Consider the following 21,935-nt stretch of genomic DNA (forward strand, 5'->3'; position numbering starts at 1 on the left):
GCAGCTGACGTACGCAGTACGTCAGCTGCAACGCGAAGGGGCGGGGCCGGCAAAAATATGCGACGGCCCCACCCCCAGCTCAGCTACTTGTCGTTATCGGACTTAGCGCCAAGCGTCGTCTTCTGAACCTGCATGAGGAACTCGACGTTGCTCTGGGTCTCCCGGATCTTGTTGGTCAGCAGCTCGAGGCTCTGCTGGGTCTCAAGCCCGGACAGGACGCGGCGCAGCTTCCACATGATCTTGACCTCTTCAGGCGAAAGCAGGTTCTCTTCGCGGCGGGTGCCGGACGCGTTGACGTCCACGGCCGGGAAGATGCGCTTGTCCGCGAGCTGGCGGGACAGGCGCAGTTCCATGTTGCCGGTGCCCTTGAACTCTTCGAAGATGACCTCGTCCATCTTCGAGCCGGTCTCAACGAGGGCCGTTGCCAGGATGGTCAGCGAGCCGCCGTTTTCGATGTTGCGGGCCGCACCGAAGAAGCGCTTCGGCGGGTACAGGGCTGCGGAGTCCACACCACCGGACAGGATGCGGCCGGAGGCCGGTGCTGCCAGGTTGTAAGCGCGGCCCAGGCGGGTCATGGAGTCGAGGAGCACCACAACGTCCATGCCCATTTCCACGAGGCGCTTGGCTCGTTCGATGGAGAGTTCGGCCACGGTGGTGTGGTCGTCGGCGGGACGGTCGAAGGTGGAGGCAATGACCTCGCCCTTGACGGTGCGCTGCATGTCCGTGACTTCTTCAGGACGTTCGTCAACGAGCACCATCATGAGGTGGACCTCAGGATTGTTGGTGGTGATGGCGTTGGCGATGGACTGCAGGATGAGCGTCTTGCCGGCCTTCGGCGGCGAAACGATCAGGCCGCGCTGGCCCTTGCCGATCGGGGCAACCAGGTCGATGACGCGGGGGCCGATCTTCTTGGGGTCCGTCTCGAGGCGAAGCCGCTCGGACGGGTACAGCGGAACCAGCTTGGCGAACTCGACGCGGTCCTTGAGCTCTTCGGAGGTCTTGCCGTTCACGGAGGTGACGCGGACCAGGGCGTTGAACTTCTGGCGGGCGGACTGCTGGCCGCGGTCTTCGCCGTCGCGCGGTGCACGGATGGCGCCGACGACGGCGTCGCCCTTGCGCAGGTTGTACTTCTTGACCTGGGCAAGCGAGACGTAAACGTCGTTAGGGCCCGGCAGGTAGCCGGAGGTGCGGATGAACGCGTAGTTCTCCAGGACGTCCAGGATGCCGGCGACGGGCAGCAGGACGTCGTCCTCGGTGACCTCGACGTCGTCGACGTCGGGTCCCTGGGCGCGGCCGCGGCGGCGGTCGTTGCGGTCGCGGAAGCGGTCGTTGCGGGAGTTGTCGCGGTTGTCCTGGCCGCCGGAGCGGTCGTTGCGGTCGCGGCGGTTGCGCCGGTTGCGGCGGCTTCCGCCGTCGGCATCCTCATTGTCGCGGTTGTCGCGGGTGCTCTCGCGGGTGTTGTCACGAGTGGTTTCGCGCGCACCGGAGGTGTCGCCGCCGTCGCGGCCACCGCGCGTCCGGGTTGACTGGCGTTCGTTGCGCTGGCCGGGTTCGGCTGCCTCGCCGCCCTGGTCGGCGCCGCGCTGTTCGCGCTGCTCGGTGCGCTGTTCAGTGCGCTGTTCGGCACGCTGTTCAGTGCGCTGCTCAGTGCGCTGTTGTTCCGCGGGGGCCTCAGCTTCGCCTTCGACGGCGGGAGCCGTTGCCTGCGCTGCTGCCTCGCCGCGGCGGCGGTTGCGGGTACGCGGCTGGCGGCGTTCTGCAGCCTCCGGTGCCGCTTCCGACGGGGCGGCCTGCGCCGCTTCGGCGACAGACGGTGCTGCCGGGGCCTCACTGGGCGCAGTTTCCGGGGCGGGAGCCTCGGTGGCGGGGGCGGTCACCACGCCGTCGCTGACCGCGCGGCGGCTGCGGCCGCGGCGGGCCCGCGTGGCTTCCTGGGCAGGAGCCTCAGCAGCTTCTGCTGCGGGGGCGGCCGCCGGGGCGGTTACCCGTGTCGAGATGTTTTCGCCGGTCTTTTCAGCACCCTTGGCCGGAGCCTTGGTGGCTGAAGTGCCCGCCCGGTGGGCGGAAATGGCAGTCACCAGATCGCCCTTGCGCATGCGGGATCCGCCGGAAATCCCCAACTGGCTGGCGAGGGCCTGCAGCTGGGCGAGCTTGAGGCCGGCAAGGCCGCTGCTCTTGGCGGGTGCTGCCGACGACTCGGCAGCAGAAGATGATGTGTCCACAGCTGGCGACAGCTCAGTGGTTTCGGTCACGAAGGATCCTTCCCCCTCGACGGCGTCCAGACTGGGAGCTGGACGCGGTGATTTGATCTGGGCTGCAGTTCAGATCTGCAGCCGGATTTCGGCCTTGCCGGATGGAATTCGGCCAGCAGGGCCGGATACTGATACGCCTCGAACATTCCAACAAGAGATCGGAATGGCGGACTGACGATTCAGGGGTGCAGAGTGATTCTGCAGATTCCTGCGACAGACCAAGCAGGCGGCACCGGAGACTCTAGCGCAGTTGAAGTTTAGAGCAGCAAAGGAGTGGACAGGAGCCTTGGCCAACATCGGGTTCTTTTGACTGCCTGCGTTCTTCGACTGCCTGCGGGATTACCGCCGGTGCACTCCCACTTTAGCACCTTCGACGTCCACCGCCAGCTTCATCACACGCCACCCCACGTCAGGCGTGTTGGCCTGGGTGTGGGCACCAATGAAGTCCACCACGGCGGCGGCCTCGTCTTCGCCGTTGGCGAGCACCAGGACGGTGGGGCCGGCACCGGATACAACAGCCGCGTAGCCCGCACGGCGCAGGGCCCGGATCAGGTCCGCACTGGGCCGCATCGCCTCGGCGCGGTAGCTCTGGTGGAGATAGTCCTCGGTGCCGGCCAGCAGGAATTCCGGCTTGCTGGTGAGGGCGTGGATCAGCAGCGCCGCCCTGCCGGAGTTCATTGCGGCTGCATGATGACCCACCGATGCCGGCAGGAGTGCGCGTGCCGCTTCAGTGGAAAGTTCATAGTCCGGGACTGCTACGACGGGAATCACGGACTCGGCTACGGTGGCGCAGGTACTGCTGTACTGGTCACTGTCCTGCCACGACAGCGCCAGCCCGCCGAATATGGCCGGTGCGACGTTGTCGGGATGGCCTTCCATTTCGCTGGTGAGCTGCAGGATCCAGTCCTTGCCCCGGCGGGACCCTTCCGGAACCAGGGCATTCGCGGCGGTCACCGCCGCCACAACGGCCGACGCCGAGGACCCCAGGCCTCGGCCGTGCGGGTTGACGTTGTCGGCCGTGATCCTGAGGCCGTCGTGCCGGAAGCCGAGCCGGTGCAGGGCCTCGGTGATCGCCCTGGCCACCAGGTGGCTCGCGTCCCGCGGGAGTGTTTCCGCCCCTTCGCCGCTGAGGTCGAACTCCAACGCACCGCTGGCCAGGGTTTCCACGGTCAGGGTGTCGTGCAGCGAGAGGGCCAGCCCCAGGCTGTCATATCCGGGGCCGAGGTTGGCGCTGGTGGCGGGGACGCGGACGGTCACCAGCTGCCCGGCCGGCACTGCTGGCGTACCGGCAGCGGACTCGGCCGGGACAGTGAGGGTGGTTTCCAAGGCTATTTTTCTTCCAGGCCAAGCTCGGCGGCAACGGTCACCACGTCGTTGGATACCTTGACGGGCTGGACATCGCTGCCGTCCTCGGTGCGCAGGGCCCACTGCGGGTCCTTCAGGCCGTGGCCGGTCACGGTGATCACGATGGTCTTGCCGGCGGGAACCCCGCCTGCCGCCTGCTTCTTGATCAGGCCGGCAACGCCTGCCGCGGAACCCGGTTCAACGAAGACGCCTTCCTTGGCCGACAACCAGCGGTGTGCTGCCAGGATTTCGTCGTCGGTGACCGAGTCGATGAACCCGCCGGATTCGTCGCGGGCGTCGATGGCCCCGTCCCATGAGGCAGGGTTGCCGATGCGGATGGCCGTGGCGATGGTGTCCGGCTCGGTGATGGGGTGCCCGGCGACAAAGGGTGCTGCGCCGGCGGCCTGGAAGCCCCACATCTGCGGGGTCTTGGTGGAGACGGCGGGAAGTGTGCCCGCGGTCTCGGACTCGAACGGCTTGGAGTACTCCTTGTAGCCCTTCCAGTAGGCCGTGATGTTGCCGGCGTTCCCGACCGGGAGGACGTGGATGTCCGGCGCGTCGCCAAGCGCATCAACGATTTCGAAGGCGCCGGTCTTCTGGCCCTGGATGCGGGCCGGGTTCACGGAGTTCACCAGGAACACCGGGTAGGACTCGCCCAGTTTGCGGGCAATGTCCAGGCAGTTGTCGAAGTTGCCGTCGACCTGCAGGAGCGTGGCGCCGTGGGCGATTGCCTGGCTCAGCTTGCCCATGGAGATCTTGCCCTCGGGCACCAGCACGGCGCACTTGAGGCCGGCTGCGGTGGCGTAGGCCGCAGCCGATGCTGACGTGTTGCCGGTGGAGGCGCACACCACGGCCTTGGCCCCGGAGGCCACCGCGGCCGTCATGGCCATGGTCATGCCGCGGTCCTTGAAGGACCCCGTGGGGTTCATGCCTTCCACCTTGAGGTACACGGTGGAGCCGGTGAGTTCGGAGAGCTTCTGCGCGTGGACCAGCGGAGTGCCGCCCTCACCGAGGGTGATGACCTTGGTGCTTTCCGTTACGGGCAAACGATCAGCGTATTCGCGGATGACACCGCGCCATTGGTGAGCCACTTAGACTCCTTCTACCCGAAGAACGGATGTAACGGAATTGATAACGTCAAGGCCCTTCACGGCCTGGACGGTTGCTGCCAGTGCAGCTTCGGTTGCGCGGTGGGTGACGATCCGCAGTTCGGCCGATTCCACGTTGGAGCCGGCATCCCGGTGGATGGTTTGGCGCATGATCTCGATGGACACGCCGTGCTCCGCGAACAGCTGGGCGATCTTTGCCAGCACACCCGGCTGGTCGGCAACGTCGAGGCCGATGTAGTAGCTCGTGTTGACGGCGTCGATGGGCAGCGCGGGAACCTGGCCAATGGTGGTTTCGGTCTGCGCGGGTCCGCCCAGGACGATGCGGCGGGCGGCCGAGACAAGGTCGCCCAGGACGGCCGAGGCCGTGGGGGTTCCGCCGGCGCCCTGGCCGTAGAACATCAGCTCGCCGGCGTTCTCGGCCTCAATGAAGACGGCGTTGAAGGCGCCGTGGACGGCGGCCAGCGGGTGCTCGCGCGGCAGCAGCGTGGGGTGCACGCGGACGGAGACGCCCTCGCTGCCGTCCGCAGTGTTCAGTTTCTCCGCGATCGCCAGCAGTTTGATGACGAACCCGGCGTCCTTGGCTGCGGCGATGTCCGCGGCGCTGACGCCCGTAATGCCTTCGCAGTGGACGTTGTCCAGGTCGAAGCGTGTGTGGAAGGACAGCGAGGCGAGGATGGCGGCCTTCGCTGCGGCATCAAGGCCGCCAACGTCGGCCGTGGGGTCCGCCTCGGCGTAGCCAAGGCGCTGCGCCTCGGCGAGGGCGTCGGCAAACTGCGCTCCGGTGGAGTCCATCTGGTCAAGGATGAAGTTGGTGGTGCCGTTGACGATGCCCAGCACGCGGGTGATGCGGTCGCCGGAGAGGCTGTCGCGGATCGGCCGCAGGATGGGGATGGCGCCGGCCACGGCTGCTTCGTAGGACAGCTGGACGCCGGCCTTGTCGGCCGCCTCGTAGAGGGTGGGCCCGTCCTGTGCCAGGAGGGCCTTGTTTCCGGTGACGACGCACGCGCCGTTCTCGATGGCGGAGAGGATCAGGGTGCGGGCAGGTTCAATTCCGCCCATCAGCTCGATGACCAGGTCGGCGTCCTTGACCAGGGTGTCCGCGTCGGTGGTGAACAGTTCGCGCGGCAGCTCGACGTCACGGGGCGCATCGATGGTGCGCACGGCGATGCCGGCCAGTTCCAGCCGGGCTCCGGTGCGGGCGGCCAGTGCTTCGGCGTCCTCAATCAGAATCCGCGCCACCTGGGCCCCAACGTTGCCACAGCCCAGCAGGGCTACTTTCAGGGTTCGCAATTCAGTCATTCAGACTCCCATGTCGCGGTTCAGCAGGTCTTGTTCGGTTTCCCCGCGGACAATCAGCCGGGCTGATCCGTCGCGCACAGCGACAACGCCCGGCCGGGCCAGATAGTTGTAGTTGCTGGAGAGGGCCCAGCAGTAGGCGCCGGTCCCCGGTACAGCGAGCAGATCACCGGCTGCCACGTCCTCGGGCAGATATACATCTCTAACAACTATGTCGCCGCTCTCGCAATGTTTGCCCACTACGCGGGACAGCTGCGGAGCCGCCTCCGAGGTCCGCGACGCCAGAATCGCCGAGTAATCCGCGTCGTAGAGCACCGGGCGGGCGTTATCGCTCATGCCGCCGTCCACCGACACATAACGGCGCGGGTGCGTAACGTTTTCCGCGCTTTCATCAGGCCCGGGGACGTCGACGCGTACCGTCTTGAGCGTGCCCACTTCGTACAGCGTGAAGGTGGTGCTCCCCACGATGGCGCGTCCCGGTTCGATCGAGATGCGCGGGGCGGTGATGCCCAGCTCGGCGCAGGTGGAACGCACGACGGCGGCCATCGCCTGCGCGATCTCGGCCGGGGGCCGCGGGGTGTCCACCGGCGTGTAGGCAATGCCGTATCCCCCGCCGAGGTCCAGCTCGGGCATAACGATGGAGTACTTCTCCTGCATGGCGGCAAGGAACCTGAGTAGTTTTTCCGCGGCCAGCGCGAAGCCGTCCGGCTCGAAGATCTGCGATCCGATGTGGCAGTGCAGGCCCAGGAGTTCGATGCTCTCGAAGCCGGCAGCGGCAGCCACCGCTTCCTCCGCTGCGGACAGGCCTGCCACGTCGGTTGAATCGCCGGCCATGGAGAGGCCGAACTTCTGGTCCTCATGGGCGGTGGCGATGAACTCGTGCGTGTGCGCGTGCACACCGGGGGTGAGCCGCAGCATCACCTTGGCGGTTTCGCCCCGGGTGGCGGCGATCCTCGCCACGCGCTCCAGTTCGGCGAGGCTGTCCACCACGATCCGGCCCAGCTTCATGTCCAGTGCCCGGTGGATCTCGCCGTCGGATTTGTTGTTGCCGTGCAGGGCGACGTCCGCCCCGGGGATGCCGGCGCGGTGCGCGACGGCGAGTTCCCCGCCGGAGGCGGTGTCCAGCCGCAGGCCCTCTTCTTCGACCCAGCGGACGACGGCGGTGCACAGGAAGGACTTTCCGGCGTAGTAGACATCCACTCCCCCGCAGATGTCCGCGAAAGCGTCGTTGAAGGCATCGCTGAAGGCGCGGGCGCGTGTCCTGAAGTCGTTCTCGCTCATCACAAACAGCGGCGTGCCGAACTGGCGCTGGAGCTCGCTGACCGGAATGCCGTCAATGGCGAGTTCGCCGGCGTCGTTCCGGGCAACTCCGGCAGCCCACAGGGGGTCCTGGAGCGCGTTGAGGTCCGCGGGGACGGCAAGCCACTCCGGTGCCAGCAGGGAAGCGTGGTTCAGGGAATTCCCGGTCATGGCGGTCACATCCGTTCCGGCGCCGAAACGCCAAGCAGTTCAAGGCCGTTGGCCAGCACCTGGCTGGTGGCGTCATTGAGCCACAGCCGGGTGCGGTTGACATCGGTAACCGCTTCGTCGCCCATGGGCGCCACGCGGCAGGCGTCGTACCAGCGGTGATAGGCCCCGGCGATGATCTCAAGGTGGCGGGCCACGCGGTGCGGTTCACGCAGTTCGGCCGCCTTGGCCACGATGGACGGGTAGCTGCCGAGGTAGGACAGCAGTTCGTTTTCGGTGGCATGGTCCAGCAGTGATGCGTCGAACGCGTCTTTCCCCTCAACCCGGCGCTCCACCCCGGCCGCCACCGCATTGCGGGCAGTGCCGCGGGAGCGGGCGTGGGCGTACTGGACGTAGAACACCGGGTTCTCGTTGCTGTGCTTCTTGAGGAGCTCGGGATCCAGGGTGAGCGGGGAGTCCGCCGGGAAGCGTGCCAGCGAGTAGCGGACCGCGTCCTTGCCCAGCCACGAGATGAGGTCCTTGAGCTCGATGATGTTGCCCGCACGCTTGGACAACTTGGCTCCGTTGACCGATACCAGCTGGCCGATCAGCACCTCGATGTTGGCGTCGGGGTCGTCGCCCGCCGCAGCGGCGATCGCCTTCAGCCGGTTAATGTAGCCGTGGTGGTCCGCGCCCAGCAGGTAGATCTTCTGGTCGAAGCCCCGGTCCTTCTTGGAAAGGTAGTAGGCGGCGTCCGCGGCGAAGTAGGTCGGCTCGCCGTTCGCGCGGATCATCACGCGGTCCTTGTCGTCGCCGAAGTCCGTGGTCCGCAGCCAGACCGCCCCGCCGTCGTCGAACACGTGGCCCTGCTCGCGAAGGCGGGCCACGGCACTTTCGATGGCGCCGGCGTCGTGCAATTCCTGCTCGGAAAAGTAGACGTCGAAGGAAACGCCGAAGTCGGCGAGGGTGTCCTTGATGTCCTTCAACTGCGCCTTGTAGGCGGCCGAGCGGATGACCGGCAGCGCCGCTACGTCGGTCAGTTCCCGGATGTCCGGGTGCTCGGTCAGGACGTGGTGGCCCAGGTCGGAAATGTACTGGCCCGGGTAGCCGCCTTCCGGAACGCCGCGGCCGTGCAGCCGGGAGAGCACCGAGTGGGCGAAGACGTTCATCTGCGAGCCGGCGTCGTTGATGTAGTACTCGGCGGTGACCTTCGCACCGGAGGCCCGCAGCACACGCGCGATGGAGTCGCCCAGCGCCGCCCAGCGCGTGTGGCCGATGTGCAGGGGCCCGGTGGGGTTGGCGGAGACGAATTCCATGTTGACCACATGGCCGGCGAGCGCCGAGTTTGTGCCGTACTCCGGACCGGCCTCGACAATGGCCTTGGCGAGCGCGCCTGCTGCCGCGGCGTCCACGGTGATGTTAAGGAAGCCGGGCCCGGCGATGTCCACGGCCGAAACACCCTGGATGGTCTTGAGCCGCGCGCTGAGAATGGTAGCGAATTCCCGCGGGTTAACCCCGGCCTGCTTGGACAGCTGGAGGGCGATGTTGGTCGCCCAGTCGCCGTGGTCGCGGTTCTTGGGCCGCTCCACGCGCACCTCGTCCGGCACGGCTGATGCGGAAAGAGCGATTTCACCGGCGGCGACGGCGTCTTTCAGGCAAGCGGATATGGCGAGGGAGAGTTCTTCGGGAGTCACGCATCTAGCCTACCGGTGGCCCCCAAAAGCCGCGGAATCGAGGCGGCGCCGTAACGCTGTGAAAACGCACAGGAGTCCATGGCCTTCGTCACAGGTTGAACCATTACGCTGATTCCAACGTTGTCCATCCTGTAACTACCTGACAACGACCCGGCCGCCCGCGTCCCCGGGACTGTCTGCACGCAACTACACGAAACGAGCCCTGCATGAGCCTCCCGGTACGCAAGAGCGTCTTCGTCGGCATCGCCGGCATGTCCCTGATCAGCACCGTGGCCGGCTGCGCGCCGTCCGCCCAGGCGCCCGCGGCCCAGTCCACTGCTGCCTCAACCGGAGCGGCCACCGGCAGTGCCCCGATTGCCGGTACAGGGGCCTCGTCGTCCGCCGCGTCCGGTTACAAGGACGGCACGTACAGCGCTGACGGAAACTATGTCTCCCCCAACGGCACGGAAACCGTGGGTGTTGAACTGACGCTTGCCGGCGGCACCGTGTCCGGCGTGAACATCACCCAGCACCCGTCCAACCCCAACACGCGGAAATTCCAGGGCGAGTTCGCCAGCGGGATCGCGGCGCAGATCGTGGGCAAGAACCTGGATGAACTGAACGTCTCGAAGGTGTCAGGCTCCTCGCTCACCAGCGGCGGCTTCAACGAGGCCGTCGAGAAGATCAAAGCGGAAGCCAAGTAGGCGGGCGGGGTTTTACGTCCGCCGGTAACGCCGGCACCGCGTTAGGTCCACAGCGTCAAGAGGAGAGAAAGTGCCGCACCCGGGCTGGGCAGCGTTCAGTTTCGACGGCATCGGAACCGGCTGGGAGATTGCCACGCCCGGCGGCCTGAACCCCGGACAGCGCCGCCGGCTGCTTGGCGTCGTGGAGAATTACGACGCCGCGTGGTCCCGCTTCCGGACCGATTCGCTGGTGGCCCAGGCGGCCAGGCAGCCCGGCCGCTACGGCATGCCGGACGGTGCAGGCGCCCTGGGCCTCCTGTACCGGAGCCTCTACCGGCTGAGCGAAGGGGCCATGACCCCGCTGATCGGCGGCAGCCTGGAACAGCTGGGCTACGACCCGGACTATTCGCTGCGGCCCCACGGCGCCTCCCTGCCGGCGCCACGGTGGGACGACGTGCTGGACTGGCAGGACACGGTGCTGACCACCACCGCACCCGTAGTGCTGGACGTCGGTGCTGCCGGCAAGGGGCAGCTGGCCGACCTGCTCGCAGCCGAGCTCCGCCTGCAGGGCGTCAGCCAATACTTCATTGATGCCAGCGGCGATCTGCTCAATTCCGGCCCCCTTCCGGTGGTTGTTGGCCTGGAACATCCGTACGATCCGGACCGGGCCATCGGCACGATCAACCTTGGCGCCGGCGCCCTGTGCGCCTCGGCAGCCAACCGCCGGTCCTGGGGCGACGGGCTTCACCATGTGCTGGACGGCACCACGGGAGTCCCGGTCAGCACCGTGGTTGCGACGTGGGCCCTTGCGGAGAACGCCATGACCGCCGATGCCCTCGCCACGGCCATGTTCTTCGTTTCCGGCAAGGTGCTTCAGCAGGACTTTGACTTTTCCTGGCTTACGGTTTTCTCGGACGGAAGCGCCGCCTACTCAGCAGGTTTCGAAGGAGTGCTGTTCGAATGAGTTCCCTGATCCAGCGGAGTTCCATGCTCCAGAGGGTGGATACGTCCTTGAACCGCTTCACCATGTACCGCCTGGTGCTGTGGGTTCTTGCCGTGCTGGCGGCGTACAGCCTGTTGCTTAATGTCCTGGGCTGGCTGACGTTCGGCATCCCGCAGATGCTCGCCCATATAGCGCTCTGCCTGGGACTGACGTACGCCTCGAACCGAGGCCTGGCAGCGCTGTTCCATGTCCGGCCGCATTCGGAATCGTCATTGATCACCGGGCTGCTGCTGTATTTCCTGTTCTGGCCCACCTTCGCTGCCCTGGACGTGGCCGGCGTGGCCCTTGCCTGCGTCATGGCCTCGGCGTCGAAATACGCCCTGGCCTGGCGCGGCCGCCACATTTTTAATCCTGCCGCCGCGGGGGCGTTTGTCGCCGGTCTGACGGGACTGAACATCGCCACCTGGTGGGCGGCGACTCCCTCGATGCTCCTTGCGGTGGTTCCCGGCATCCTGCTGGTGCTGTACCGCACCAGGAAAATCCTCATGGGCGCCGTGTTCACCGCGGTTTCCGTCTCCATCGTGGCCACGGAACTCCTCCGGGCCGGGATGTCGGCAGGCCAGGCGCTGTGGCAGCCCCTGGCGCAGCGCCCCGTGCTGTTCTTTGTGGGCTTCATGCTGACCGAACCGCTGACCCTTCCGCCGCGGCGCTGGCAGCAGCTGGCGCTCGCCGCCGTCGTCGGCGTGGTGTTTGCCGTCCCCTACAACCTGGGCTTTGTGGCAAACTCGCCCGAACTGGCATTGCTCGTGGGAAACCTGATCGCCTTCCTGGCCGGGCAGCGCGGCGGCATCCGCCTGAACTTCCAGGAATCGCGGCCCCTGACGCCGACGACGACGGAATTCAGTTTCCGGCCCGACCGCGCGGTGCGGTTCGCCCCGGGACAGTACATGGAACTGCACCTGCCCCATGCCAGGTCCGATGGAAAGGGCCTCCGCCGCGTCTTCAGCCTGACCAGCGCCCCGGACGCCCGCGACGTCAGGATCGGCGTGGGGACGGCCGAACCGGTGTCCGCCGCCAAACGCGCGCTGCTCGCACTGCAGCCGGGGGACACCGTGACGGCAACGGCCGTGGGCGGCGACTTCGTCCTCCCCCGCAGGTCGGCGGGCCCGGTCCTGCTGATCGCCGCCGGCATCGGCATTACGCCCTACCTCGCCCAGCTCGCTGCCGGTGCGGCGAAGGACCGCGACATCGTCCTGCTGTACCTGGCGAAGTCGGCCGCCGAACTCGCCTACGCGGACGCGCTCGAGCAGTCCGGTGCGCGGGTCATTGCCCGGCTCTCCGACGGCTCCGCGCCGCCGTCGTTTATGGAAGACGCCGCGAAGGTGTGCAGGCCGCCCGAGCGGGTCGACGGGCCGGCCCTCAGGAAACTTGTCCCGGACATCGCCGCGCGCGATGTGTTCATTTCCGGTTCGCCCGCCAGCGTCAACTCGCTGCGGGCGGCGGCCCGCACCGCAGGCGCCCGCCGGGTGCACACGGATTCGTTTGCCGGTTACTGAGCGTCGATTTTCCTATCGGGCCCACCTTCCTGCTAAGCTCTAGGACGTCCCGCCAGCAACGGCAGGAACCCTGATTGCCCTCGTAGCTCAGGGGATAGAGCGTCTGCCTCCGGAGCAGAAGGTCGTAGGTTCGAATCCTATCGAGGGCACAGAAAAACCCCGCCAGCCCAGCTGGCGGGGTTTCCTGGTTAAGGCGTGTCCTGCCCGTCGCAATGTCGGCACCCCCTCGTAGGCTGATTCCATTGCCGATGCTAAGGGGATCTCCATGTACTGCTCCATCGTTCCGCCCTACATGCTGCGGCGCCTTGCGGCCCGGGATGAACCACGCCTCTCCGCCGTGGCCCGGGCGGCCAAGGAAGCACTGCTCCATGTCAGGTCCATCCAGGCCGCCCGCGCACTGCCGCTGCCGTCCGTCCCGTCCGCAATCCGGCAGCTCAGGCCCGGTCCACCGCACCGCACCGTTTACGACACCGGGGCCTCCGAATCGCTGCCCGGGCAGGTGGTACGGAAAGAGGGCGAACCGGCCACCGGAGATGCCTCCGCAAACGAGGCCTACGACGGCCTGGGCCACACCCACCGCCTCTACGCAGAAGCTTTTGGCCGGAACTCGATCGACGGCCAGGGGCTGCCGCTCGATGCCACGGTGCACTTCGGGAAGCTCTATGACAACGCCTTTTGGAACGGCGAACAGATGGTGTTCGGAGACGGGGACGGCGAGATCTTCCAGCGCTTCACCCGCTCGCTGAGTGTCATCGGACACGAACTGGCCCACGGTGTGACGCAGCATTCCGCGGGCCTCGTCTACCGCAACCAGGCGGGAGCCATCAATGAGTCGCTGTCCGATGTGTTCGGCGCCCTCGTGGAACAGTACGTCACGCGGCAGGCTGCTGCCGAGGCCAACTGGCTGATCGGCGAAGGCCTATTCACCGACCAGGTGGAGGGCTCTGCCCTGCGGTCCCTGAAGGCTCCCGGCACCGCGTACGACGACGATGTGCTGGGCAAGGATCCCCAGCCGGACTCCATGGACTCCTACGTCCGGACCACGGCGGACAACGGCGGCGTGCACATCAACTCCGGAATCCCCAACCGTGCGTTCTACCTCGTGGCGTCCGAACTCGGCGGCAACGCTTGGGAGACTCCGGGCCGCATCTGGTACGACACGCTGACCGGCGGGGGCCTGCCGGCAACTGCCACGTTTACCAGGTTCGCCAAGGCCACCGCAGCCTCCGCCCGCGAGCTGTTCGGTGCGGAATCCGTGGAACATGACGCCGTGCGGAAGGCGTGGGAAACTGTGAAGGTAAAGCTGTAACTGGATCGCCGCCGGAGCGGTCAGCCGGCGGCCAGGCAGTACCGGAAGCACAGGAACCAGGCCATGAAGATCACTGTCCAGCGCAGCGGCGGGATTGCGGGGCTGAAGCGGGAGTGGAGTGTCCAGGCCACCACCCCCACGGACAAGAGCCGCTGGGAACCCCTCGTTGAGGCATGCCCCTGGGACGCTGTTCCGGGTTCGGCCGGTTTCCGGGGCCAGCCGGACAGGTTCATGTATTCGATCAGGGCCGGCCAGCGCCGCGCCACCCTCCCGGAGCAGGCGGTCACCGGCCCGTGGCGGGTCCTCGTAGACAGGACCCGGGCAGCTGCCGAAGCCGCGCGGAACGGCGAGCGCCGTCCGCGTTAGGGAACGCAGCCCCTAAACGGCCGGTTAGACGGCCGTTTCCAGGTTCCCGCGGAACGCCCGCCGGTAGGACTGCGGGCTCGTCGAGAGCACTTTGCCGAAGTGGTGCCGGAGCAGCACGGAATGCCCGAACCCGGACTCGCGGGCAATTTCGTCGATGTTGAGCTCCGTGGATTCGAGGAGTTCCTGCGCCCGCAGCACGCGCTGGGAGTTTAGCCACGCGGCGGGAGTGGCTCCCGTTTCGGACCGGAAGCGGCGTGCGAACGTCCGCGGCGACATGTGGACCCGGGCCGCCAGCTCGTTGACGGTGTGGTCGTGTTCAAGGTTCCGGACCATCCACCGCAGCAGTTCTTCCATCGGCTGTGAACCGCAGGCAGGAATAGGGCGGTCAATGAACTGGGCCTGCCCGCCGTCCCGGTGGGGCGGGACCACCATGTCGCGGGCGATGCTTGCCGCAACGTTGGCGCCGAGTTCAACCCTCACCAGGTGGAGGCAGGCGTCGATGCCGGCCGCGGTGCCTGCGCTGCTGATGATCCGGCCGTCCTGGACGTACAGGACATTCTCATCCACCAGGGCCGCCGGGTAGCGGGTGGCCAGCACCTGCGAGTAGTGCCAGTGCGTGGTGCACCTGCGCCCGTCCAGCAGGCCGGCCCGGGCCAGGGCAAAGGCGCCGGAGCATATGGACATCACCCACGCACCGCGGGCATGGGCGGCCCGCAGTGCGTCCAGGACAGCCTCCGGAACATCCTGGTCATGGCCGTAGGGAGCCATGATCACCAGGTCCGCATCCGCGGTTGCGTCGAGCCCCAGCTCCACGTGCAGGGACAGGCCGGACTTCAGCCGGACGTCCCCGGGCTCAGGTGTACAGACGCGGAAGTCGAAGGCGGGCACTCCGCTCCCCCGGTCCGACCTGTCGATGCCGAAGACCTCGAACGCGGTACCGAACTCGAAGATGGAAAAGTTGGGAACAACAATCACTGCCACCGATTTGAGCATGCTTCCATTGTGGCAGAAATTATAGCTTTTTGGGCATTTCTGCCACTGTTTTGTCCCCGGGAACGGGAGAAACATGGAGGCATGGAAACCATCGGAGTTGCACTCATCGTCCTGTTGCTCGTCATCGTGTGGGCCACCATCGCCGCACTCCTTAAGGACGGGCGGGGCCACACGCCGCCCGAGCGTTCGGAGAAGGACTGGTCCGCCCTGGACCTGCCGAGCATGAGCTACACGCTGCGGAACTACTGACCGCAAGGACCCGGCTCAACCGTGAGCCGGGTCCCGCCGTCGTTGGCGCCGGCACCGTTCCGGCCCTGCACCGCCCGCCTGCATGCGCTGCCGCAGTAGACTGTGTCCAGCCATGACTTTTCATATTTCCTACCCCGCCGAGCTGCCGGTCTCCGAGCGCCGCGAGGACCTGATGGCGGCCATAGCTGCCAACCAGGTGACCATCATTGCCGGCGAGACCGGCTCCGGCAAGACCACCCAGATCCCCAAGATGTGCCTGGAACTGGGCCTGGGCGACAACGGCCTGATCGGCCACACCCAGCCGCGCCGGCTTGCTGCCCGCACCGTGGCCGAACGCATCGCCGAGGAACTCGGGGTGGACATCGGCCAGGAGGTGGGCTTCCAGGTCCGCTTCACGGGCGAGGTCAGCCGGTCCACCAAGGTCAAGCTCATGACCGACGGCATCCTGCTGGCCGAGATCCAGCGCGACAAACTGCTGCGCAAATACAACGCCATCATCATCGACGAAGCCCACGAGCGCAGCCTCAACATCGACTTCATCCTGGGCTACCTCAAACGGATCCTGCCGCAGCGGCCGGACCTGAAGATCATCATCACCTCGGCCACCATCGATCCGGAACGCTTCGCCAAGCACTTCGGCAGCGATGAGGATCCCGCACCGATCATCGAGGTGTCCGGCCGGACGTTCCCTGTGGAAATCCGGTACCGGCCGCTTTCCCAGCCGGCGGGCGGCCCGTCAGCCGACGATGACGAGGACAACGCCTCCGACGACGAACTCGAGGAGGACCGGGACCCGCTCGACGCCGTCTGCGACGCCGTCGACGAACTGGCCCTCGAGGCCCCGGGCGACATCCTGATCTTCTTCTCCGGCGAGCGCGAAATCCGCGACGCCGCCGAGGCCCTCAATGCCCGGATCCAGTCCAACCGGCGGCTGGCCGGCGCCGAGGTCCTTCCCCTCTTCGCCCGCCTGAGCCTGCAGGAACAGCACAAGGTCTTCCACCCGGGCAGCAAGCGGCGAATCGTGCTGGCCACCAACGTCGCGGAAACGTCCCTCACCGTTCCGGGCATCAAGTACGTGGTGGACACAGGCACAGCGCGCATCTCGCGTTACTCGCACCGCACCAAGGTGCAGCGGCTGCCCATCGAACGCGTGTCCCAGGCCTCGGCCAACCAACGGTCCGGCCGCTGCGGCCGCGTCTCCGACGGCATCGCCATCCGGCTGTATTCGGAAGAGGACTTCGAGTCCAGGCCGCTGTTCACGGATCCGGAGATCCTGCGCACCAACCTTGCGGCCGTCATCCTGCAGATGACCGCGATGGGCGTTGCCCGCGGCCCCAAGGACGTGGAAAACTTTCCGTTCGTGGAACCGCCGGACTCGCGCGCCATCAACGACGGCGTGACGCTCCTCCGGGAGCTCGGCGCCCTGAGCACGGCGCTCCCGCAGGAACAAACTGTCGACGGCGGCCTGCGCCCCCGTGCCGGCGACCGCAACGGTGCTGCCCGCTCCAAGGCTGCCGCAGGAAGAAACGGCGGCGGGCTGACCGCCGTCGGGCAGCAGCTTGCCCAACTGCCCGTGGACCCGAGGCTCGGCAGGATGATCGTGGAGTCCGGCAAACGCGGCTGCGTCCGCGAAGTGATGATCCTCGCCGCCGCGCTGACGATTCAGGACCCGCGCGAGCGCCCAACCGATAAGCAGCAGCTCGCCGCGGAAAAGCACGCACGCTTCCGGGACGAAAACTCGGACTTCACCGGCTACCTCAACCTCTGGAACTTCCTCCAGGAGAAGCAGCAGGAACTGTCCTCCACGCAGTTCCGGCGCCTGTGTCGGACCGAATTCATCAACTACCTCCGGGTCCGAGAATGGCAAGACCTGTTCGCCCAGCTCCGCCAGCTGGCACGGCCGCTGGGCATCAGCCTGGACAACAAGCGCCTTACCGACCCGGTCGGCAACCACGAGGGCATCCACATCAGCCTGCTCTCCGGCCTGCTCAGCCACATCGGCATCCTCGACGAGCGCAAACGCGAGTACGCCGGCGCGCGCGGCAGCCGCTTCGCGATCTTCCCCGGCTCAGCTTTGTTCAAGAAGTCCACCACATTCGTGATGGCCGCGGAACTCGTGGAGACCAGCCGGCTCTGGGCGCGCGTCGCGGCGAAGTTTGACCCGCTCTGGGCCGAACAGGTGGCACCGGACCTCGTCAAGCGCAGCTACAGCGAGCCGCACTGGTCCAAGAAAATGGGCGCGGTGATGGCCCACGAGAAAGTCACCCTCTACGGGGTGCCCATCATCCCCAGCCGCCGGGTTAACTACGGCCGGGTGGACCCGGAGCTATCGCGCGAACTGTTCATCCGGCATGCCCTCGTGGAGGGCGACTGGCAGACTCACCACAAGTTCTTCCACCGGAACCGCGCCCTGCTGAACGAAATCGAGGAACTCGAGGCCAGGATGCGGCGCCGGGACATCCTGGTGGACGACCAGGCCCTGTTCGAGTTCTACGATGCACGGATCGGCCAGGATGTGGTGTCCGAGCGCCACTTCGACAAGTGGTGGAAGGAGGCACGGCAGCAGGATCCCACGCTGCTCGACTTCGACCAGTCGCTGCTGATCAGTGGGGACGCCGACGCCCTTGACGACTCCGCCTACCCCAAGACGTGGCTGCACAAAGGCTTTGAGCTGCCGCTTAGCTACGAATTCCATCCGGTGGCTCCGGGTTCACCGCCCAACCCGTCCGACGGCGTCACCGCCGAGGTCCCGGTGCTCTTCCTGAACCAGCTCGACGATGCCGCGTTCCGCTGGCTCATTCCGGGCCAGCGCGCGGAACTCGTTGCGGCCCTGATCAAGTCACTGCCCAAGCAGGTGCGGAAGAACTTCGTGCCCGCTCCGGACGTCGCCCGCCAGGCCGTGGCCGCCCTCGAGGCGGACTTCAACCCGGCCACCGATGAACTGGAGCCTTCGCTGGAGCTGGCACTGCGCCGGATCCGAGGACAGATCATTCCACCCGGGTCCTGGAACTGGGATGCGGTACCGCCCCACCTCCGGGTGACTTTCCGCGTGGTCGATTCCAAGGGCAAAGTGCTGGATGAAGGCAAGGACCTTGCGGCGCTGCAGGAACGGCTGGCGCCAGCCACGCGGCGGGCAATAGCCGAATCGCTAGGGGCAACGCCGGGTACGGCCGCGCCCAGGGGATCCAAGGCGGGTCAGGCCAGGCAGGTCCCGAAGACCGCGGGCGCCGTGCCCACCCAGGATGGAGCGGTGGCACCGGGCTTTGCGGAGAAGTCGGGCCTAACCGATTGGACCTTCGGTACCGTGCAGCGGCAGGTTCAGGGCACGGTGAAGGGACACACCGTCACCGGGTACCCCGCGTTGGTGGATGAAGGCACGGCCGTTGCCCTCCGGCTGTTCCAGACGGCGTCCGAACAGGAGCAGTCCATGCGCGCCGGCGTCATCCGCCTGCTCGCGCTGAAGGTTCCCGCGCCGGACCGCTATGTCCTGGAGCACCTGAACAACACCGAGAAGCTGACGTTCAGCCAGAACCCGCACGGATCGGTGTCGGCCCTGATCGCGGACTGCGCACTGGCCGCGATCGACAAGCTCACACCGGCGGAACTGCCGTGGGACGAGGCGTCGTTCAAAGCACTGTATGAGCAGGTCCGGGCTGAGCTGATCGACACGGTGTTCACGGTGACCGCCGTTGTCGAACGGATCCTTGCCAGCACGCGCCGGATCGAAAGGCAGCTCAGGGGCCGCTCCAGCCTGGCCCTGATCAGTGCGCTGAACGACGTGAAGAGCCAGCTCGAGCAGCTCGTCTTCCCCGGCTTTGTGGCACGCACGGGCTACGCCCAGCTCAGCCAGCTGCCGCGCTATCTGGCCGCCATTGAAAAACGGCTGGAAAAGCTTCCCGGCAATGTCCAGCGCGACGCCCTGAACATTGCCATTGTCCAGGGACTGGAAGACGACTACGACGACGCCGTCTCGGCGCTGCTGCCCGGCCGCCGTGCGGGCGCCGAGCTGACCCAGGTGCGTTGGATGATTGAGGAACTGCGCGTGAGCCTCTTCGCCGTCGAGCTGGGAACGGCGTACTCCGTCTCGGAGAAGCGCATCCGGGCGGTGCTGAACAAGGCGCTGGCCCCGGCGTAGGCCGCCGGGTCAGGACGCGGGAACGTGCCCGCCGTGCCCGGCCTGGCGGAGTCCTTCGCGCAGCTTCTCGGCATTGGCGTCCAGCCGTGCCGGGTCCGGGTTATGGTCCGCCGAAGCGAAGTCGTAGTCGGCCATGGAGTTGGAGGGCCACACGTGGACGTGGAGGTGGTTGACCTCGTATCCGGCCACAATCAACCCGGCGCGCGCGGCATCAAAAACATCCACCTGGACAGCACCGATCTTCCGGGCCACCTCCATCACCCGGGCAAGGAGCGCCGGCGGAGCGTCCGTCCAGCGGTCCACTTCCTCGGTGGGAACCACCAGCGTGTGGCCGTCAGCAAGCGGCCCCATGGTCAGGAACGCCACAACGTCCTCGTCCCGCCAGACAAACCGTCCGGGGATCTCGCCGTTGATGATCTTGGTGAAAACGGTGCTCATGCGTCTGCCTTTTCCGAGGGGTTGCCGAGGGTGCTGGTGTCCAGGACAAAACGATACTTGACGTCCCCGGCCACCATGCGGTCATACGCCTCGTTGAGCCGGTCCGCGCCCACCACCTCGACATCGGAGACAACGCCGTGTTCAGCGCAGAAGTCCAGCATCTCCTGGGTCTCGGCGATCCCTCCGATGAGGGAACCCGCATAGGCGATCCGGCGCCGGATCAGCGCGCCGGGGTTCACCGGCGGCATGGCATCGGACGGCAGGCCCAGCTGGAAGAGAGCTCCGTCCCGGCGGAGGGTCCGGAAATAAGGGTTGAGGTCGTGCGGCGCCGCGACGGTGTCGATGATGACATCGATGCTCCGGTTCGCAGCTTCCATCGACGCCTCGTCGCGGGAAAGGATGACGTGGTCCGCACCCAGTTCGCGGGCGGCGGCAACCTTCGCTTCGGACGTGGTGAACACCTTCACCTCGGCGCCCATGGCTTTGGCGAGCTTCACGGCCATGTGGCCCAGTCCGCCCAGGCCCACCACGCCCACAACGTCCCCGGCTTCGACGTCGAAGTGCCGTAGCGGGGAATACGTGGTGATGCCGGCGCACAGCAGCGGCGCGGCGGCAGCCGGGTCCAGGCTTTCCGGAACCCGCAGGACGTAGCGGCGGTCCACCACCACCGACGTGGCGTAGCCGCCCTGGGTGACCGTGTCGCCGTTGCGCGCATCCACTGCACCATAGGTTCCGGTGATGCTGTTTTCGCAGTACTGCTCGAGGCCGTCCAGGCAGCTGTCGCATTCCCGGCAGGAATCCACCATGCAGCCCACGCCCACGAGCTCACCCGGGGCAAAGTCGTCCACGGCGGCCCCCACACGGCTGACGCGGCCGACGATCTCGTGGCCGGGCACCAGCGGGTACTTCTGCGTGCCCCACTCGCCGCGTGTCGCGTGCACGTCCGAATGGCACAGTCCGCAGAACTCGATGGCGATCTCGACGTCGTCGTCCTTGGGAGCCCTGCGGGCAACGGTCAGCGGAACCAGGCCGCTGTCACCGGCTGTGGCGCCGTAGGCCGCCGCGAGCTGCGGGCCTGAAGCGGGGGCGGGGAGCGGCTTGGCGAGGGGCGGCGGTACGGGGCGTCCTGGAGTCATGCCTCGACGCTACCTCCGCCCCTGGCAACTGTTCCAATCCGCCCGGCCCGGCAACTGTTCCAAGTCCGGGCGGGGCACACGGGCTCGGGCATATCGGGCTCGGGCTTACGGGGCCGCTCCGGTGGCTACGGGGTTGGCGGGGTCATTGGACCACTGCGAATACGAGCCGGGATACAACGCCGCAGGGAACCCGGCGATTTCCAGGGCGGCGATCTCGTGCGCAGCCGTCACTCCCGAGCCGCAGTAGACGGCCGTTGGCACGTCCGCCCGCACACCGAGGGCGGTAAAACGCCCGCGAAGCTCCTCCGGCGGCAGGAACCGCCCGTCGCTGCCGATGTTTTCCGCCGTCGGAGCACTCACAGCGCCCGGAATATGCCCCGCCCGCGGATCCACCGGTTCAATCTCGCCCCGGTAGCGTTCACCCGCCCGCGCGTCCAGCAGCACGCCCCGGTCCGGCCACTGCGCGGCCTGCATGGTATCAATCACGGGCATCGCGCCGCCGTTCAGCGTGACGTCCCCCAACGAGGCCTGCTCGAGGCCGCCTTCCACGGCGTAGCCGGCCGCACGCCAGGCGGCCAGGCCGCCGTCGAGCAGGTAAACGGTTGAAAGACCGGCCTCACGCAGCATCCACCAGAGCCTTGCGGCCGCGGTACTGCCCGTATCGTCATAGGCAACCACGACGTCGTTGTTCCGGATGCCCCAGCACCTCGCCGATTCCTGGAACTGCTGCAGCGGCGGCAGCGGATGCCTGCCCTCGCGCGGAGCCGCCGGCCCCGCCAGCTGCGTGGGCAGGTCGACATACACCGCGCCGGGAATGTGGGCCAGAAGGTAGTGCTCGCGGCCGTGGGGATCGCCCAGGGCCCAGCGCACATCCAGCAGAACGGTACGCTCGCCGGAGGTCATCCGGCGGTTAAGGGCGGACACGTCCATCAGGGGGTTCATCAAATCTCCTTTGGTTCGGATGAGGGCGATTCCAACTGTAGCCGTGCTGCCGCGCGTCCCGGGTA

Annotated in this window: 17 protein-coding genes and 1 tRNA gene; 8 read left to right on the forward strand and 10 right to left on the reverse strand. The window is 67.0% G+C overall.

Annotation, left to right across the window (positions count from 1 at the left end; genetic code table 11):
- Positions 1–83: 83 nt before the first annotated feature.
- The 6 genes from rho to argS form a co-directional block, all read right to left on the reverse strand.
- Positions 84–2,252 carry a transcription termination factor Rho gene (rho, locus tag J7I92_RS11190; RefSeq protein WP_214840457.1) on the reverse strand — a complete coding sequence of 723 codons (2,169 nt, stop codon included), beginning with the start codon at positions 2,250–2,252 and terminating at the stop codon, positions 84–86.
- A gap of 339 nt (positions 2,253–2,591) precedes the next feature.
- On the reverse strand, positions 2,592–3,578 hold the full coding sequence (gene thrB / locus J7I92_RS11195; protein ID WP_214840459.1) for a homoserine kinase: 987 nt from the start codon (positions 3,576–3,578) through the stop codon (positions 2,592–2,594).
- Between the two features lie 2 nt (positions 3,579–3,580).
- Positions 3,581–4,687 carry a threonine synthase gene (thrC, locus tag J7I92_RS11200; protein ID WP_214840461.1) on the reverse strand — a complete coding sequence of 369 codons (1,107 nt, stop codon included), beginning with the start codon at positions 4,685–4,687 and terminating at the stop codon, positions 3,581–3,583.
- On the reverse strand, positions 4,688–6,004 hold the full coding sequence (locus J7I92_RS11205; protein ID WP_214840462.1) for a homoserine dehydrogenase: 1,317 nt from the start codon (positions 6,002–6,004) through the stop codon (positions 4,688–4,690).
- A complete protein-coding gene (gene lysA, locus J7I92_RS11210; RefSeq protein WP_214840463.1) occupies positions 6,005–7,471 on the reverse strand; it encodes a diaminopimelate decarboxylase in 1,467 nt (488 codons plus the stop codon). It lies immediately after the preceding gene.
- A 5-nt stretch (positions 7,472–7,476) separates the two neighbouring features.
- Positions 7,477–9,141 (reverse strand): arginine--tRNA ligase, encoded by a 1,665-nt coding sequence (gene argS / locus J7I92_RS11215; RefSeq protein ID WP_214840464.1) that lies wholly within the window; start codon positions 9,139–9,141, stop codon positions 7,477–7,479.
- Between the two features lie 206 nt (positions 9,142–9,347).
- Between argS and J7I92_RS11220 the strand changes: the two genes are divergently transcribed.
- From J7I92_RS11220 to J7I92_RS11245, 6 genes are all read left to right on the forward strand, one after another.
- On the forward strand, positions 9,348–9,824 hold the full coding sequence (locus J7I92_RS11220) for an FMN-binding protein (protein ID WP_214840465.1): 477 nt from the start codon (positions 9,348–9,350) through the stop codon (positions 9,822–9,824).
- A 70-nt stretch (positions 9,825–9,894) separates the two neighbouring features.
- Positions 9,895–10,767, forward strand: coding sequence for an FAD:protein FMN transferase (locus J7I92_RS11225; protein ID WP_214840471.1), 873 nt, complete (start codon positions 9,895–9,897; stop codon positions 10,765–10,767).
- Positions 10,764–12,302: an FAD-dependent oxidoreductase gene (locus J7I92_RS11230; RefSeq protein ID WP_251039789.1), complete on the forward strand. Its 1,539-nt coding sequence runs from the start codon at positions 10,764–10,766 to the stop codon at positions 12,300–12,302. Before J7I92_RS11225 ends, J7I92_RS11230 begins: the two co-directional genes overlap by 4 nt.
- Positions 12,303–12,378: 76 nt before the next feature.
- Positions 12,379–12,451 (forward strand) — tRNA-Arg (locus J7I92_RS11235).
- Positions 12,452–12,567: 116 nt separating this feature from the next.
- Positions 12,568–13,611, forward strand: coding sequence for a M4 family metallopeptidase (locus tag J7I92_RS11240; RefSeq protein WP_214840473.1), 1,044 nt, complete (start codon positions 12,568–12,570; stop codon positions 13,609–13,611).
- A gap of 63 nt (positions 13,612–13,674) precedes the next feature.
- Positions 13,675–13,977 (forward strand): protealysin inhibitor emfourin, encoded by a 303-nt coding sequence (locus J7I92_RS11245; RefSeq protein ID WP_214840475.1) that lies wholly within the window; start codon positions 13,675–13,677, stop codon positions 13,975–13,977.
- 24 nt (positions 13,978–14,001) lie between these two features.
- Here the strand turns inward: J7I92_RS11245 and J7I92_RS11250 are convergent, their stop codons facing one another.
- Positions 14,002–14,970: a GlxA family transcriptional regulator gene (locus tag J7I92_RS11250; RefSeq protein ID WP_214840477.1), complete on the reverse strand. Its 969-nt coding sequence runs from the start codon at positions 14,968–14,970 to the stop codon at positions 14,002–14,004.
- Positions 14,971–15,051: 81 nt separating this feature from the next.
- On the opposite strand from J7I92_RS11250, the gene J7I92_RS11255 reads away from it, so the two are divergent.
- Both J7I92_RS11255 and hrpA read left to right on the forward strand, forming a co-directional pair.
- Positions 15,052–15,219 carry a hypothetical protein gene (locus tag J7I92_RS11255; RefSeq protein ID WP_214840479.1) on the forward strand — a complete coding sequence of 56 codons (168 nt, stop codon included), beginning with the start codon at positions 15,052–15,054 and terminating at the stop codon, positions 15,217–15,219.
- A gap of 112 nt (positions 15,220–15,331) precedes the next feature.
- Positions 15,332–19,354, forward strand: coding sequence for an ATP-dependent RNA helicase HrpA (gene hrpA, locus J7I92_RS11260; RefSeq protein WP_214840486.1), 4,023 nt, complete (start codon positions 15,332–15,334; stop codon positions 19,352–19,354).
- Positions 19,355–19,363: 9 nt separating this feature from the next.
- On the opposite strand, the gene J7I92_RS11265 is transcribed toward hrpA, so the two are convergent.
- The 3 genes from J7I92_RS11265 to J7I92_RS11275 form a co-directional block, all read right to left on the reverse strand.
- Positions 19,364–19,792 (reverse strand): HIT family protein, encoded by a 429-nt coding sequence (locus J7I92_RS11265; RefSeq protein ID WP_214840488.1) that lies wholly within the window; start codon positions 19,790–19,792, stop codon positions 19,364–19,366.
- The gene (locus J7I92_RS11270; protein WP_251039790.1) at positions 19,789–20,928 is read right to left on the reverse strand and encodes an NAD(P)-dependent alcohol dehydrogenase; all 1,140 of its coding nucleotides are present in this window, start codon (positions 20,926–20,928) and stop codon (positions 19,789–19,791) included. Before J7I92_RS11270 ends, J7I92_RS11265 begins: the two co-directional genes overlap by 4 nt.
- A 105-nt stretch (positions 20,929–21,033) precedes the next feature.
- Positions 21,034–21,870 (reverse strand): sulfurtransferase, encoded by an 837-nt coding sequence (locus tag J7I92_RS11275; protein WP_214840489.1) that lies wholly within the window; start codon positions 21,868–21,870, stop codon positions 21,034–21,036.
- Positions 21,871–21,935: the final 65 nt, after the last annotated feature.

This window comes from Arthrobacter sp. ISL-72 (assembly GCF_018613755.1).
GTDB lineage: Bacteria > Actinomycetota > Actinomycetes > Actinomycetales > Micrococcaceae > Arthrobacter.